Genomic DNA, 15,913 nt, shown 5'->3' on the forward strand with positions numbered 1-15,913 from the left:
ACTACATTTAAGTCTTGTTTTTCCACACCTCAAAGTACATATTTTGAGTAAAACAAGAAAGGCTAGCCGAGTAATCGACTAGCCTTTTAAACTATCTACTTTTGAGACAGCCTCTTTTTTTGTTTTAATCTCTCCCCATTTCATTTAAACAAGGTTTTTTTGATGGTTGCAGCTTTTTTCCAAGACACAACTACGCAAAAACCCCCAGAAAGAGTCAAATGTTTATAGTAATCAGAAACCAGGAAATGGTACGATCCGCCTCGGCGAGATCGAATGAAGCATTCACAAATTCTGAGCTATAAACATGCAATTCCTTCGGGATTATTAGGAATTACTCTAGTCAGCTTGACCTGATAATCCATACATTCCCATTTTAGACTTTAGGACTAATTGGTTTAAATAATTCCCATCCTGTGGATTTTTTTGGTTAGTTCAAATCCGGCAACTTATATAGCAAAGTGAGATCATTCTCCATTTTTTCCTTCAAAATTTCATCATAAACTGATTTTAAGAGATTTTTTTCCCGATTTAGGCAGGTATCTCTTATTCGGATTGACTATTGATTCTAAATCCATCAAGGTAATAACAACCTGACCTGAAGAAAAATACCATCAAATTCAGAATCAATTTTGCAGAAAGAACGAATCATAGCCGGACTAAAGGCGAAAGACCGAATGACCACCGAGTATTTTTATGAAAAATACTCACGTCCACTCTTTGCTGTAATTTGTAGAATCATATCGGATCGAGAAGTTGCCGAAGAAGTTTTTTATACTTCTTTCATCAAAATCATGACGGATATAGAGAGTTATGAATATTCTAAAAATGGTCCCTTCTATGCCTGGATGGCTGGGATTTGCCGAAGAGCTTCTAGTGGTGTAATTGCCAAATAACCTAACTTGTTTTTGAAAGCCTCCATTTTTAAAGGGACGAGATCACTTTTTAAATTCATAATTAGCAAGCCGCCCTGCCATCAATTAAAAGGAAGCAAAATCAATATTTTTCATGTCTTTGCCTAAATAATTGATTTTCAATCTCTTTCAACATCAAAAACTCCCTACTCCGGTTGCAACTATCGTTGATAGGGGGAGCAGAAAAAGCCTCATTTAGTAAGATTTGAGGTTTTTTTTGGTTTACAGCTACCCTCTACGTAAACTGATGGGCGTGTTGTTGGCATCTTACCTTTACTCTAGGTGATCGTTTCTCTTCGTACTGGACAGTGGCATGAAATCCTAAGTTGGTCGTGGCAGTAAGAAGGCTTATCCCAATCCATTAAACGAACAGAAAACTACAATCATATTATAACAATGAATCTGAACCCAAAACTATTTTTAATACTAACATATCTTTTCATCTCCTTTTCAGCATCTAGCCAAGAGCAAACTGGATTACTGGTGATATCAAAATTCGTAGATGGAGACACCTTTTGGGTTACAAATGAAGATGGCCTTGATGAGAAGATCCGTTTGATTGGAATTGACACACCAGAAGCGAGAAGAACAGGCCGAACCGAAGTGGAATTCTTTGGCAAAGAGGCTTCTGAATATGTGAAGGAATTTCTATGTGGTAGAAAAGTGCGACTCGTCTTTGATGTAGGAAAATATGACAGATACAAAAGAACGCTGGCTTACGTCTATCTGGATGACGGCACATTCCTAAATGCCCATCTGATAGAAAAAGGCTATGCCTCCGCTGCCACTTTTCCCCCAAATGTGAAGTATGCTGAGTATTTCAAAAAGCTAGAAAGAGAAGCCCGGAAGAAAGAAATAGGCATGTGGGGTGAGGAGAATTGGTTGTAAGTCGATAATATTTCAAAAAATCATCTAATGATTTCCAATTCCCATCATTCCTCCTAAATTCCAGTTCCAATTAAATCGCTATACCTTGAAATCTTTCCTGCTACTTCTAGTCATTATTCTCCCGCTTTTCTCCCAGGCTCAAACAGTCTGCTCACTTGAAAGTCGACAAAAGCTGGAAGACTTGCTTAGCCAACTTTCAGAGACAGATCTTGGCGGAAAGTCTGCAAATGAGCTAGTGATCACCATTGGAAAGGAGTTTCTACAAACTCCATACGTGGAAAAAACACTGGAACTCCCCGGTGAAGAGAAACTGGTAATCAATTTAACCGGAGTGGATTGCACTACTTACCTGGAAACTGTGGCGACCCTGGTCAGGCTGGCAGAGCCGGGCACCTTTACTTTTGAAGCTTTTGAAAAAGAGCTGGAGAACCTTCGCTATCGTGACAGCGAAAATCAAGGATACTCCTCTCGCCTCCATTATTTTTCCGATTGGATTTATGAAAATGAGCAGAAGGGAATTATTGAAGATATTACTGCTGAAATCGGAGGATCTCCATATCCAAATGCCCCAACTTTCATGTCTGAAAATCCCAGATTCTATGCGCAGCTAACCGATCCTGCCAACCTATCTAAAATCAAAATCACAGAATCTATCATCAAAGAAAGAAGGTACTTCCACATTCCGAAAACCGAAATCAGCAAGCTGGAAAAGAATATCCAATCAGGAGATCTGATCGCCATCACCACTTCCATGCCCAATCTGGACATAGTTCATACGGGTTTTGCTCTAGAGAAAAACGGGAGAATACACCTACTTCACGCCAGTTCCAAAAACGGAGAAGTTGAAATTTCTTCCATGCCCCTAAGTGATTACCTCCAAGGGAATAAATCCCAATCTGGCATCATGGTGGCCAGACTTACTGGAAAATAAAAACGTAAAAGCCTGGATTTTACTCGATTAGAAACTGTAAATGAGTTTTTCCAGCCACACTACTTTATGATCATTATTACATTTTGGTTAATTTTTTATTCTGTAATAATTAAATAACACAGAATAAAACATTTATTATTTTACTTTTGGGGCATGGTAAAAAGTGGAATGAAATTTAAGTGGAAAGTAGCTTTTCTAATAACTATTGCAGCTCCGGTAGTGGGATTATTCTGGAAGCAAAGCCAACCAATACTTGAAAATTTCGGGACGGTGGATCAATTGGTCTATGCAGATATCGCTTGGCTGCTCACGGCATCTTGTCTGGTCTTGCTCATGACTCCTGGGCTTTCCCTGTTTTATGGGGGAATGGTAGGCAAGAAAAACCTCATTTCCACCATGCTTCAAAGCTTTATTTCACTGGGAGTAGTCACCATGCTGTGGGTAGTGGTAGGCTTTAGCATTGCTTTTGGAGATCCTATCGGCATCACCATCGATGGTGTCAAATACGGGATTTTTGGAAATCCATTTCAGTACCTATTCTTTGATCAGGTAGCAGAAATACCCCACAAAACACTCGGCCCCACGATTCCATTTATCCTATTTGCCTTATTCCAGATGAAATTTGCAGTAATCACGCCTGCGATCATCACCGGATCTTTTGCGGAGCGGGTAAGATTTATAGGTTACCTTTTCTTCATTGGAATATTTTGCATTTTCGTCTATGCTCCTCTTGCTCACATGGTTTGGCATCCCAACGGGCTTATTGGCTCCTATTTCGGAGTACTTGATTTTGCCGGGGGCACAGTAGTACACATCAGTGCAGGTCTGGCTTCCTTGGCTGGTGCCATATTTTTAGGCAAAAGAAACAAGCCGCACCACGAGCCTTCTAATATCACGTATGTGCTCCTAGGGACCGGAATGCTATGGTTTGGCTGGTTTGGATTTAATGCCGGCTCCTCTTTTGGTGCAAATGCAACTGCTGCTTTAGCTTTTGCGACGACAACAATAAGTTCAGCCACCGCGATGATGACCTGGGTGCTATTTGATAGAATACAAGGAAGGAAAATCTCCGCACTGCAAGCATGCATAGGAGCGGTAGTAGGTCTAGTAGTCATCACACCTGCTGCAGGTTATATTACTATTCCGCAAAGTTTCTTTTTTGGCGCAGTTGGTGCAATTGTATCCAATCTGGCCATGAACGCCAAGTTTTTGAAGAAAATAGACGATACGCTTGACGTATTTGCTTGCCATGGTATTGGCGGAATCATGGGAATGATCTTAACAGCAATTTTTGCCGGGAAGGAAGGCTCTAGTCTGCTTCATGGTGGCTGGGCTATATTTGGATCACATATGCTTGTCCTGATAGGAGTATCCCTTTTCTCCTTTGGGATGGCTTATGCTATTTTCTTTCTTCTCAACAAGTTTGTGACCCTGCGGGTACGGGAGGAATATGAAGAAATCGGTTTGGATATTTCACAGCATGGGGAGACGATCTAAGCCCCTTCTTACCCAACTCAAAAGCCTCAAATTTGACTAAGTGAGGCTTCCTTTTTTTCCGCCAAATCCAACACAGAAACCACCTTAATCAAAAAGCTGCAACATGGATTCCCCATTCATGCCAGTCAGAAACCCATCTCCTTCAGAGATTACTTCTTTGGCGAGTTTCAATTTGGACTTTTACATCTCCATGATTTTTTCTTCCACAGTATCCTTGCAAATCATCCTATAGGCAACCACTTTTTTATCTTGCCCCATTCGATAGCATCGATCAATCGCCTGATTTTCCACGGCAGGATTCCACCAGGGATCGAGAATATATACATAATCTGCTGCCGTCAGATTTAGCCCGGTTCCTCCTGCCAGGCAGATGGAATCTCGCTTGGTTGATAATTATTCCCCTGTGTGTCGTCCGCTCGTCATGCGCGATTTCTTCCCTGTGCAACCCAACGGTCCAGTATATGTCTAGTGCGGGATTTCGGAGCTACGTAATTAGCCACTGAGACAAAGTTTGCCAAGAACCCGAAACATAGGAAACCAGGATCGTGCTTTTATCAACTCATGTTGCCCACGCTACTATTTCGTTACCCTATTTCTATATTAAGATGTTTTCCAAGCCCAATCTCAATCAGTTTGTAATAGGTTGAAATTTGAATATCGCTCAATCCACGTTCAATTCGCGAGATATAGCTTTTTTTCGTTCCTGTTTTTTCGGCAAGTTCTTCTTGTGTCAATTTCGCCTCTTTTCGAGCTTCTTTTAGCATAATGCCAAGCCTGAATGCAAGAGAATCCGCATCACTGACATCATTGCTGTGAATCAGAATTAACGTTAATAAACTCTCATAATCTTCACCGGCCACATCAAACCTGATTTCACAAGAGGAGTTTTCGCTTGGTAAAAAGGCATGGTGGTAAAGGTGGTTTTCTCTGCGCCCGGCTGTGCATCTCCTATCAATCGGTTCACCCAAGAATTGGCGACTTTGACTTCCAATAGATTTTCACCGGATTTTAATCCCTCAGTTATGTCTAGTCGGAATGGAGTTTTCCAGACAATCCCCTGTTTCTTGCCATTTAGCCATACTTCAGCCATCACCTTTACTTCGCCTAAGTCAAGTTCATAGGCACTGCTTTGATCTATGCTTGCCAGATTAAAGCTTGTTTTATAAGTAGCAGTTCCAGAGAAATATTTCACCTCCGCATCAGCACTTTCATGCCAAGAACTTAAAGTCGGAGGAGAAATCGTTTTCCCGGCAATAGCAACATTCCAATCGCCTTTCAATTCAACTTCCAGGGCTTCCGTTTTAGCTTTCACTTCATAAGAATTCTGTGCAGCCTCTCCTTCGAATACAATAAAGTACGCGTCCCAAGACTCAAAACTTAAAGGAATAACTGTGCGCCCGTCTTTGATCTCATAGGAAACTTCTTTCACATTTCCGGTAATGGGATTCAAAAGCTTGGGAACTTTGCCCGATACCCTAAAATCCACCGCAGCGGTAGTTGGATCTATGCTTCTATTGTTTAACCAATAAATGTCCCGATCTGCTGATCGACGATGTTTGAATAATATTTCATGATCCGTATTTGTGATTAGCAGGTCTGCCTGTACTGCAATATCCGGAGATGTGCCCACATTTGATTTACCCCAAATTTCATTTGCCAGCATCTGAAATTCCTGATTATCATCCGCTAGACTTGGGGATTTAACTGGCTTTTTCCCTATTATTCTCACGCCAGCATCAGCAAGCTTTTTGATTTTTTGAAGAACTGAAAATGTCATCAGAGAGGTACTTTCGTCCAGCATCAAAGCTTCATAGGTATTCCCGCTCGGAGCTTTCAACTTGTTTCCTTCAACTTCAATATCCTCGATTAGAATGGTAGAATTCACATAGTCAAATTCATATCCTTCTGGAATTTCAGGAAGCTGATCGCGTGAAACCCACGTAATATTTGTGTTTTGACCATAGAGATAGAGAATGTCGGCAACATTCTTGCCTTGCTGCAATAAATAGGAACTTCGCGCCAAATAATCCATCCAAGGTCTAGCCATTTCAGCCCAAGTTTCCTGTCTGGTAAAGTATTGACCAAAGGGTCCAAGTGAAAATCCAGGCTTCTTATCCTCCAAAGGCTGGTGAACCGACGTATGGATCACAAAGCGATTTACTCCTGAAGCCATTTCCAAATCTGCTGTTCTCTTCAAAACCTCCGGGTATTCCTGAAAGGGCTTACCCACAGAGGTCATCGATTCTGCTGCGACAAAGGGCTTCCCATAAATATTGGCAACGGATGCCGACTCTCGGATATCTGCTTCGCTACGAACTTCTTCATCAGTACCGCCTGCAAGACTGCCAGGTGTCCACATGGCTGACATAGGAATATCCGCATTTCGCTTTACATCCATCCCATCTGCCAAGTAGATTCGTTTGTTTTCATGGGATTCAGTATAGCGCTTCATCCCACGCTTTTTGAGCTCCTCACCTATCACATTATAATGATTGTCAGCGATCATTTCACCGATTGTTTTCCGGAAATCCCACAGGAATTTCTCACTTTTCTCAGCTGATCCCACTACTCTACCTGTGAGAGCAGGCAAATAAGAAATAAGTGAGTATCCTCTTCTTTTTTGAAATTCAGCCGGGAAATTCTCAGTCCAGTTCATATGACCGGCTTCATAGCTATCCAGAATCATATACTGCAAGCCCTCCTTTCCAAGCTTGTCTCCAGTAGCATCTTTATACAAATCCAAATAATGATTGATGTACCTTTTGACGGCCTCTGCATCTAGTTTGTCCACTTCCAGTCCTGTGGCTTCAGGAGAAGCCGGGTGGTTTTGGCGACCTGTCAATGAATAGCCAAATCGCATAATCATCCAATCCCCATCAGGTGCATCCCAAATTAGAGACCCGTCAGGCTTCATCTGATCACTTAAGTCGATTACTTGATTCAAAGCAATAGCATCTGAAGACCCGTTTTCAAAATCCTTTGATGCTAATTCTCCATTTTCACTCCAAGGTGAAAAACCAGCCTTGTCCTCAATTTGATCAATTCTGGAGGTGGTATATAGGACAAATTCCGCAACATTTACACCGTCAGGTTTAGGCTCTTCCATAGGCGCACCTGACAATGCTGCGAATAAATTGGGAATTGGAGGTAAGGTTTCAAAGGACATTCTCCAGAATTTGGCAGTAGTTGGAGGAAAAGAAACCGTATTAAACGGCACAGTACTGCCTGATACCCGAGCTATCGTGCGGAAGCTCAGCCCATCATCGCTCACCTTTAGTGACCTGTTTTCAGGACCTCCATTAAATTCAGATAGCNTGATACCCGAGCTATCGTGCGGAAGCTCAGCCCATCATCGCTCACCTTTAGTGACCTGTTTTCAGGACCTCCATTAAATTCAGATAGCGCACTGAAAGTAGCTCCGGACACACCCAACGCCCGAAAGGTCTGAGCTTCCTCAAAAGAATATTGAATCCACATGTCCTCTCCCACTTCCATTGGAGGAAGGAAAAAATGCTCATCTATCTCTCCATCGAGCAGCCCAGATGCATCAAAAGCTCCTCCACTCAGGGATATTTTGGGGTTCAATTCTTGAAGGGAGATTTCTGTTTCCGGAAGCTTATATGCGATCACAAAAGCATCTTGGTAGTATTCGGGCAGCTTTCCAATAAATCCACCTGAAATCCCCCCTCCCTCAATTTTTGCTTCTTGGTATTTACCTGTTACGTCAGGAGGCTGTGGCAAAGTGCCCTGAAAAGTCTTTCCTCCAGTGATTTGAGTTTCCGACCACACATATTTTTTCATACCATCTTTTGGCTCAACCCATGGACCGCCAGTCACAGACCAACCTGGAGATCCTGCTATTGCCATTTCCAACCCCTTCTCTCCTGCCAAATCCGTAGCCAGCTTGAAAGCTTCTTTCCATTCAGGAGTCATAAACACCAGTTTTTTCTCCACCACAACAGGTGTAAACAGATTAGCGTCGAAATTTTGAAAACCTCCTATTCCAGAGCGTACCATCCAATCTAAATCCTTTCGGATACCATCCTGGGTAATATTTCCATTCATCCAATGCCACCAGACCCGCGGTTTTGCCGCATTAGGTGGAGCTAAAAAACTGGAATACAACTGATCATTGGATGGAATTTGCTGAGCAATAGAATTAAAAGCAAAAAATACAAGTAGGAGAAGTGAGGATAGTTTTTTCATGTTATGTCTATTGGATTGAATTCTCTTCTAACCTAATGTTTCATTTTGACTCAAGCATCCTGTGCAGTATGGTATGCAAGTGAAATATCGAATGAACTGCCTCTAAATACTAAGCATTTTCGGAAAATATAATGGCCAAACCAACCAAGTTTACCCCACCAACTCCTTCTCTATCTCTTCCAAAGACTTCCCCTTAGTCTCAGGCAAGACAAAGTAAATCACCAAGAAACCAAAGGCACAAATTACACCGTACAGCCAAAAATTATTTGCCCAACCTAGATTCTCCCGAATCGCTGGAAAGAAATAGGTCAAGGTAAAATTCCCAACCCAATGTGCTAAGGCACCGATAGAAATTGCCGCTCCACGGATACGTGTTGGGAAAATTTCCGAAAGCACCACCCAAAGTAATGGTGCCAAAGTGAAGGAATAGAACATCACATTGGCCAATACAGCTAATACAACCAAGTCGCCTCCCAGGTCGATTAAGAAAAAGTATCCTATCAATCCATAAAGCAAAGCCATTGCTGATGTTCCTATCAACAAAAGCTTCTTTCTACCAAATCTGTCCACCGTGAAAATGGTAATGAATACCGATAGCACCATCACTCCCCCTATTACCACTATGTTCAACATCATTTGCTTTAGATTGTAACCTGCCGCTTGGAAGATATCTGCCGCATAATAGATCACCACATTGATCCCGCTCCATTGCTGGAGAAAAGCTAAGAAAATACCAATTCCGAGCAACTTCATGATCCTTTTCTGAAACAATTCCTTGAGATGTACCTGGCCAAAATCGCCTTCCTTCAAAGTGGTTTTGACTTCGAAAATAGAGTCTTCCGCATACTCCTCGCCTCCGATTTTTACAAGAATTTTTCTCGCTCGGTCCTCTTCCCTATTCTTGATTAGCCAAGGAACAGATTCAGGCACGAAAAACATCAATACAAAAAATAAAAGTGCCGGAACTGCTTCTGCCGCAAACATCCATCTCCAGCCATTTTGCCCACTCCAACTCGCTGCTATCATCTCAAAGCTTGCATCATCGGCCAGCTGGGTATCGGCAAGCGATATTTGCCAATTCACCAACTGAGCCAAAAGCACACCGATCATAATCAGAAGTTGATTGATCGTAACCATTTTGCCTCGCTTTTCTGGAGGAGAAAGTTCGGCGATGTAAAGCGGTGAGAGGTTCAAAGCCACTCCCATGGCCACACCGCCAATGATTCTAAAGAAATTGAATTCCCAAAAAGTACCTGACAGAGCGGTTCCAATAGCCGATAAGGAGAAGAGCAATCCGGAGACAATAAGTAATCTTTTCCTTCCGAGCTTATCACTGATGAGTATGCAAATCCCTGCGCCAATCATACAGCCAACCAATGCTGAGCTCGTCCCCCAGCCCTGATCTCCGACTGAGGTAATATTGAAAAAGGGCTCGTAAAATGGCTTAGCCCCACCAATTACTACCCAGTCATAGCCAAACAAAAATCCTCCTAAAGCGGCCGTGAGGGTAATGAGCCAAATGTAAGTTTGATTATAGGCATAGGTCGACTTCATGAGTTCAGGGTTAGGTTAGGAAAACAGCTCTAAATCAAAGCGATAAAATAACTGTATTATTATCGCCAGCTATCCTGTGGTTTCCAAAAAGCTTTGTTTTCTTATTCTGTACATTATTTCCATTGTTGAATTCGGACAAAGACCTTCAGCTCAGGAGCCATTCTCCAATACTACAAAAAAGCATAAAATACCCTGCATAGGGTATGAATTACAACTTAAAACTTACTTTCTTGTATAAAGGAATCTTCAGGGGATGAAAACTGAGATTTCAGGAAGAATTAAATAGGTATTTTTAAAATAAATGCAAGTTACTGAGCACACAGACAGTAGAAGTTTGCTCAAATAAACCTTTTACTTATGAATCAGACACTGACTAGATTATCACTACTCATATTACTTTTTATTCCAATAAGTACCATCCAAGCTCAAATTGAGAAACAGAAACAAGTTGACGAACTTTTCACGAAATGGGATACGGATAATACGCCAGGAGCTGCGGTGGCAATCGTTAAAGATGGGGCAATCATTTATAAGAAAGGCTATGGCATTGCCAATTTAGAATACGACATCCCGATAACCCCATCTTCAGTATTTCACATTGCCTCTGTATCAAAACAGTTTACTGTTTTTTCGATTTTATTATTAGAAAAACAAGGCAAACTAAGCTTAGATGATGATATAAGAAAATTCATTCCTGAAGTACCAGACTTTGGCAAGACCATTACACTAAGACATTTAGCTTCTCATACTAGTGGGTTAAGAGATCAATGGAATTTATTATCAATGGCTGGTTGGAGAATGGATGATGTCATTACCAAAGAGCACGTTTTAAAACTTGTGAGTAAGCAAAAGGAACTAAACTTTAATCCAGGTGAGGAATATGCCTATTGTAATACGGGCTTTACGCTTTTGGCTGAAGTAGTTTCCAGAGTTTCTGACGTGTCTTTTGCTGAATTTACCAAGACGAACATCTTTGAACCTTTAGAAATGAATAACACCCTTTTTTACGATGATCATGAGAAAATTGTAAAGAATAGAGCGTACTCCTATCAACCTGATTCTGCTGGATATAAAAAAAGTGTTTTGAATTATGCGAATGTTGGAGCAACAAGTCTTTTTACTACTGTTGAGGATTTGAGTCTGTGGGCAATGAATTTTACGGACTTAAAAGTAGGAGATTCAACTATTGTAAATAAAATGAATACCCTTGCTGTACTCAACAACGGTGAAACTTTCGGAGGAGCTCTTGGTCAATTTGTTGGTGACTACAAAGGAATAAACCAAATAGAACATGGTGGTGCAGACGCTGGTTATCGTTCTTATTTATCTCGATATCCTAGCGAAAATTTTGCCGTAATTGTTTTTAGTAATTCAGCCGAATTCAACACAGGCGGTATAGCTCATCAAATTGTAGATATCTATCTAAAAGATAAACTGAAACCAGAAGACAAACCGAAAGAAGCCAGCAGCTCTGAAGCAGTTACTGTTGATGAAGATGTATTAAATAGCTATGTGGGTGATTTTGAATTACAACCTGGATTCGTAATTAGTATTAGTTTAAATGATGGCAAACTATCAGGCAAAGCGACAGGACAAGCAGAGCTTCCATTGACACCAATCTCAACCACCGAATTTAATGTCGAAGGCGTTGAAGCTAAAATTGAGTTTATTCCTAATGAAGGAGAAAACATAAAACTTATAAAACTTCATCAGGGAGGTCAAATAATGGATGCACCAAGAGTAACTGAATCCAACAAGTCTGATGTGAATCTTGCTGACTATTCTGGAGAATATTATAGCGAAGAACTATCTACCACTTACACATTCACTGTTGTCGGTGATAGCCTAATTGCAAAACACAGCCGATTAAGTGATTTCAAGTTGAATCACATAAAGGACGATATGTTTTTCGGTGAAGCTTGGTTTTTTGGACAAGTCGAGTTCATCAGAGATGAAAATAATCTAATCACAGGTTGTATAGTGTCTAATGGTCGAGTCCGAAACTTATTTTTTGAAAAGATAAAATAAACTGTACGCAACGAAGGGGTTAAACTATTAAAACGATTCATATACAAACCCAATTTGTTAAAACTGAAAACAAGTACAATGCTGCCGTGAGGCTAATCAGCCAAAGGTAAGTTTGGTTGTAGCTATAGATCAACTTCATGAGATCAGGTTAGGGTTTGGGGAAAGGCATAAAATACCCTGTATAGGGTATGAATTACAACTTAAAACTTCCTTTCTTGAACGACGGAATCTTCAAGGGAGGAACATTGAGATTTTGGGGAGAATAAAAGATGTTTAGAAAATATAAGTGATTAGCTGCGTATACGCAGATGTTGGGGGTAATTAAAAAAATAAACATAAATGAATAGACTTTTAAAAATTGGAATTCTGTTGATCTGCGTATTGATTGGCTATTCCATTGGCAATTATCTGCCAATTGAGGCTTTCAAACCTAGTTTTACAGATGATTCTCTCTCCAAAGGAGAATATTACAGGTTAGTTGTTTCAATAATTTCTGCTTCAATTACTTTTCTTGCGCTTGTCATAGCCTTATTTAAAGACGACATTAGAGAACAATGGAAAAGACCTCGTATATCATTTACCCTTCCTGAAAAACACACGGTAGAAGACACAGACTCTGCCTTAGATTCAGAGTCAGGAGCAGAAACGATAAAGGCTAAACGATATGTAACAAAAATTGAAATAACTAACTCAGGAAACCTTCCTGCTTTAAGTTGTGAAATGTATTTAGACAAACTAGAGTTTATCCCTAAAGACACTTCCATTTCTCAACACATTGAATGTTCAAGCGCACCCTTAGAATGGAACGGTACTGAATCCTCTACAATAATAATTCCGCCTGGAGGAAAGAAACTTCTAGATATTGTAGAAGTAACTGCACCAGAAAAAGTATCAACTCCCGATTCGGAAAAAACAAACAATAAGACACAGTTACTTATCGGGACAATACCAAATAGCAAAGACCAACCAAAAGGTAAATGGAAAGCTAAATTTAGTCTGTATGCCCAAAATCATACTCCGGTTAGTTTCGAGATAGAAGTTGAATGGAATGGTGTATGGAAGAATCGATTAACAGAATTTAAAAGTCAATTTCAAATCAAAAAGGCCTAAAATGAAAAAGACATATTTAATACAAACAAGTATAAAAGAAAACGAGGCCTTTAATGATAGAATAAAATCTTTAGGCACTTGGCTCAAATACTTTTCAGACAATTGGATAGTAGAATCTACATTTTCTTCAAAAGAGATTTATGATAAACTATCAAGCGGACACGATAAGGAAAGCATTTTCATTATCGAACTTAATGTTCAAAATTATTGGGGCCGAATGAATACAACCGTGTGGGAATATTTGAAGGAAAGAAAAAAATAACTACCCCCAAAAACGCATATAGCTTATGGCGGGTGAACGGCTATCAGCAGGGTTTCGCTCCATAGCCAAATTTGGTTTCGGTGGACAGGAAAGTGCTTCGAAACCGCCACAAGCCATATGCAACCCGATATCACCAATTAAAAAGAGACTAAATGATAATAGGCACTATTCTTAGAAATTTTAAAACCTACAATGGTATAAATTATGTTCCAATTTCTCATGGACCTAATTTCTGCGGCCTTGTTGGAAACAACGGAATTGGAAAAAGTTCAGTACTAGAAGCTCTGGACAGTTTTTTTAATGGTAAAACTTGGAATTATAATATCGTAACTAGAAAAAGTGGGTTTACAACTACAAGACCCCATATTGTTCCAATTTTCTTGATCGAGAAAACCTCAATTAATCAAGAAAATATTGATGTAGCAGAGTTATTAAGTGGATATACCTGGGAAGTGGAGGAGTCAGATATCCTTTCACAAAACAGAGACCAGTTTAAGACATTTTCGATTCAACGTGAAATCTTAAAACGTGATTTTGATAGTGACAAATATTTTCTTTTACCATTAGGAAATGCTTATGACAATGTACCCAGTTTAAGTTTTTTTAATACGAAAAAATTGGGCGAACTAGTTATCACTGATTTTGATAAAACTCTTCAACAAATACCAGATGAAGATTTGAGTGTCTATCAAAGCTTACTCGGTGAACTTAAAGTATTATTTGAATTTATATATATTCCAAAAGATATTGACCCCGAAAATTTTACTCAATTAGAAACAAGAGAAATACAGTCTCTAATGGGTGAAACATTAAATGAAATAGTTGAAAAATGCGTTCCACAGAATAAAATTCAAGAAATAAATTTTAGTTTAAATAAATTCATTGATTCAGTTTCGGACATTTTAGAAGAATATGCATTTCGAACAGGTGGTGAAAGACAAGTAAATCTTAGGAAACATGATGTTTACAAGCTTATTGTTGAAGCATATTTTAAAATAAGAAAACTTCATAAAAAGGAAGGAGCACATTGGCTAGAAATGTCTTCGTTAAGTTCGGGTGAAAAACAAAAAGCCATAATTGAATTGGCATATCATTTTTTGAAAAGCTATAGAACTGATACTCAACATATAATTCTTGGAATTGATGAGCCCGAATCTTCACTTCATATGTCAGCTTGTTATGACCAATTCAATAAACTTTTTGAAGTTAGTTTATTATGTAAACAATTAATTTTCACTACACACTGGTATGGTTTTATTCCTACAGTAGAAGATGGGTGCGTGAGTGTCATTTCCAAGAATGAGAAAGAACATATTTTCGATTTGGTTGACATTTGTAGCTATAGAGAAACTGTTAAGCAATCAATAAAAACTTCCAAAGGCAAATTGCCATATGACATTAGATTAAAAAGTATTAATGATTTTACTCAATCTGTTGTAACTAGTATCTTAACAGATGAACCATACAACTGGCTAATTTGCGAAGGTAGTTCTGAAAAGATTTACTTTGAAAGCTATTTCGCAGATATAAAAAAAGAGAAAAAATTGAGAATTATTCCAGTTGGAGGTGCTACTGAAATAAAGAGAATATATAATAATCTACAAGTTGCATATGAAGACTTCAAAAAAGAGATTCAGGGTAAAGTTGTTTTAATATCCGATACTGATGCCGAGTTGGTTCAATATCCAACACGAGATGAATTGAAAAACTTGATGTGCTATAGAATTGTAAATGTTGAATCAGAAAGAAAAACTAAGCTTGTTAAAATTGAATCAAATCCTGTTTCTCCTAAAACTGAAATTGAAGATTCCTTAAACGGTAAATTATTTTATGAGACACTTTTAGAATTTAAAGATGACTTCCCCGAATTGGCAAATGTCTTAAATGATATCACTGATCCCTCTCAAGAATCTGTTTATTTCGCTCTGGACTTATCCCCAAGTAAATTAAAATTACTTGATAACTTCTTTAACGCAGGTAATAATAAATTTGATTTCGCCAAAAAGTACGTTTCGAAAATCGGTGAGGGCTATGAAGTGCCAGACTGGATTGATAACATCAAAAATATATATTGAAAAGGTCATAGCACTATATGAAATCATAGCACCCTGCGGGATGCCGCGGTTCATATACTAAACTTTAGCCTAAATCCCCCCGCCACAGGATTCAATTCCGTATCGATCACTTCACCGATCTTCGCTCCCGGACACCAGGTATTCCAATCATGGATCTGATTATCATTCTCAGGATTTTTGAGTTTGGCGGTAGCATCCATGTAAATCACCATTATAACCTTTCGCATCTGTTCCGTCTGATTAGCTCCGCCACGATGGAAAACCCAGCCTGAGTGGAAGCTCACCTCTCCCAAATCAAATGCTTCGATCACATGATCAAAGTTGTTGATTCGTATCCCTCCGAGCATCCCATATAGTTTGGGCTAGGAATTGTAAGGAATTCAGTTAATCCTGTGCTGCTGCCAGTTTGAGGGCAGAAGTTGGTATAGGTCTTTTTGCTTATGGCTCTGGA

The 15,913-nt window shown here is 39.5% G+C and carries 14 protein-coding genes; 8 read left to right on the forward strand and 6 right to left on the reverse strand.

Annotation, left to right across the window (positions count from 1 at the left end):
- The first annotated feature begins 629 nt into the window (after positions 1 to 629).
- The 4 genes from U3A58_RS21045 to U3A58_RS21060 all read left to right on the forward strand — a co-directional run bounded on the left by U3A58_RS21045 (position 630) and on the right by U3A58_RS21060 (position 4,227).
- A complete protein-coding gene (locus tag U3A58_RS21045; RefSeq protein WP_323826369.1) occupies positions 630 to 893 on the forward strand; it encodes an RNA polymerase sigma factor in 264 nt (87 codons plus the stop codon).
- Between the two features lie 501 nt (positions 894 to 1,394).
- The gene (locus tag U3A58_RS21050) at positions 1,395 to 1,799 is read left to right on the forward strand and encodes a thermonuclease family protein (protein ID WP_323826370.1); all 405 of its coding nucleotides are present in this window, start codon (positions 1,395 to 1,397) and stop codon (positions 1,797 to 1,799) included.
- Between the two features lie 85 nt (positions 1,800 to 1,884).
- A complete protein-coding gene (locus U3A58_RS21055) occupies positions 1,885 to 2,730 on the forward strand; it encodes an N-acetylmuramoyl-L-alanine amidase-like domain-containing protein (protein ID WP_323826371.1) in 846 nt (281 codons plus the stop codon).
- Between the two features lie 168 nt (positions 2,731 to 2,898).
- Positions 2,899 to 4,227: an ammonium transporter gene (locus U3A58_RS21060; protein ID WP_323826372.1), complete on the forward strand. Its 1,329-nt coding sequence runs from the start codon at positions 2,899 to 2,901 to the stop codon at positions 4,225 to 4,227.
- Positions 4,228 to 4,407: 180 nt separating this feature from the next.
- Here the strand turns inward: U3A58_RS21060 and U3A58_RS21065 are convergent, their stop codons facing one another.
- The 5 genes from U3A58_RS21065 to U3A58_RS21085 form a co-directional block, all read right to left on the reverse strand.
- A complete protein-coding gene (locus tag U3A58_RS21065) occupies positions 4,408 to 4,599 on the reverse strand; it encodes a C-terminal helicase domain-containing protein (RefSeq protein ID WP_323826382.1) in 192 nt (63 codons plus the stop codon).
- Between the two features lie 212 nt (positions 4,600 to 4,811).
- Complete coding sequence (locus tag U3A58_RS21070) at positions 4,812 to 5,087, reverse strand: helix-turn-helix domain-containing protein (RefSeq protein WP_323826373.1); 276 nt, start codon at positions 5,085 to 5,087, stop codon at positions 4,812 to 4,814.
- The gene (locus tag U3A58_RS21075) at positions 5,057 to 7,498 is read right to left on the reverse strand and encodes a glycosyl hydrolase (protein ID WP_323826374.1); all 2,442 of its coding nucleotides are present in this window, start codon (positions 7,496 to 7,498) and stop codon (positions 5,057 to 5,059) included. The genes U3A58_RS21070 and U3A58_RS21075 overlap by 31 nt, the downstream gene beginning before the upstream one ends.
- Before the next feature lie 2 nt (positions 7,499 to 7,500).
- Entirely contained in the window at positions 7,501 to 8,433 is a 933-nt protein-coding gene (locus U3A58_RS21080) for a glycosyl hydrolase (protein ID WP_323826375.1), read from the reverse strand.
- A gap of 150 nt (positions 8,434 to 8,583) precedes the next feature.
- Positions 8,584 to 9,987, reverse strand: coding sequence for a sugar porter family MFS transporter (locus U3A58_RS21085; protein WP_323826376.1), 1,404 nt, complete (start codon positions 9,985 to 9,987; stop codon positions 8,584 to 8,586).
- A 357-nt stretch (positions 9,988 to 10,344) separates the two neighbouring features.
- Between U3A58_RS21085 and U3A58_RS21090 the strand changes: the two genes are divergently transcribed.
- The 4 genes from U3A58_RS21090 to U3A58_RS21105 all read left to right on the forward strand — a co-directional run bounded on the left by U3A58_RS21090 (position 10,345) and on the right by U3A58_RS21105 (position 15,462).
- Positions 10,345 to 12,015: a serine hydrolase gene (locus U3A58_RS21090; protein ID WP_323826377.1), complete on the forward strand. Its 1,671-nt coding sequence runs from the start codon at positions 10,345 to 10,347 to the stop codon at positions 12,013 to 12,015.
- Positions 12,016 to 12,354: 339 nt separating this feature from the next.
- Positions 12,355 to 13,125: an Asp23/Gls24 family envelope stress response protein gene (locus U3A58_RS21095; protein ID WP_323826378.1), complete on the forward strand. Its 771-nt coding sequence runs from the start codon at positions 12,355 to 12,357 to the stop codon at positions 13,123 to 13,125.
- Position 13,126: 1 nt separating this feature from the next.
- The gene (locus tag U3A58_RS21100) at positions 13,127 to 13,387 is read left to right on the forward strand and encodes a hypothetical protein (protein ID WP_323826379.1); all 261 of its coding nucleotides are present in this window, start codon (positions 13,127 to 13,129) and stop codon (positions 13,385 to 13,387) included.
- 152 nt (positions 13,388 to 13,539) lie between these two features.
- Positions 13,540 to 15,462, forward strand: a complete 1,923-nt coding sequence (locus tag U3A58_RS21105) for an AAA family ATPase (RefSeq protein ID WP_323826380.1) — start codon at positions 13,540 to 13,542, stop codon at positions 15,460 to 15,462.
- 50 nt (positions 15,463 to 15,512) lie between these two features.
- On the opposite strand, the gene U3A58_RS21110 is transcribed toward U3A58_RS21105, so the two are convergent.
- Positions 15,513 to 15,809 (reverse strand): phytanoyl-CoA dioxygenase family protein, encoded by a 297-nt coding sequence (locus U3A58_RS21110; protein WP_323826381.1) that lies wholly within the window; start codon positions 15,807 to 15,809, stop codon positions 15,513 to 15,515.
- Between the last annotated feature and the right edge of the window lie 104 nt (positions 15,810 to 15,913).

The sequence above is a fragment of the Algoriphagus persicinus genome, assembly GCF_035156415.1.
GTDB classification, from domain to species: Bacteria; Bacteroidota; Bacteroidia; order Cytophagales; family Cyclobacteriaceae; genus Algoriphagus; species Algoriphagus persicinus.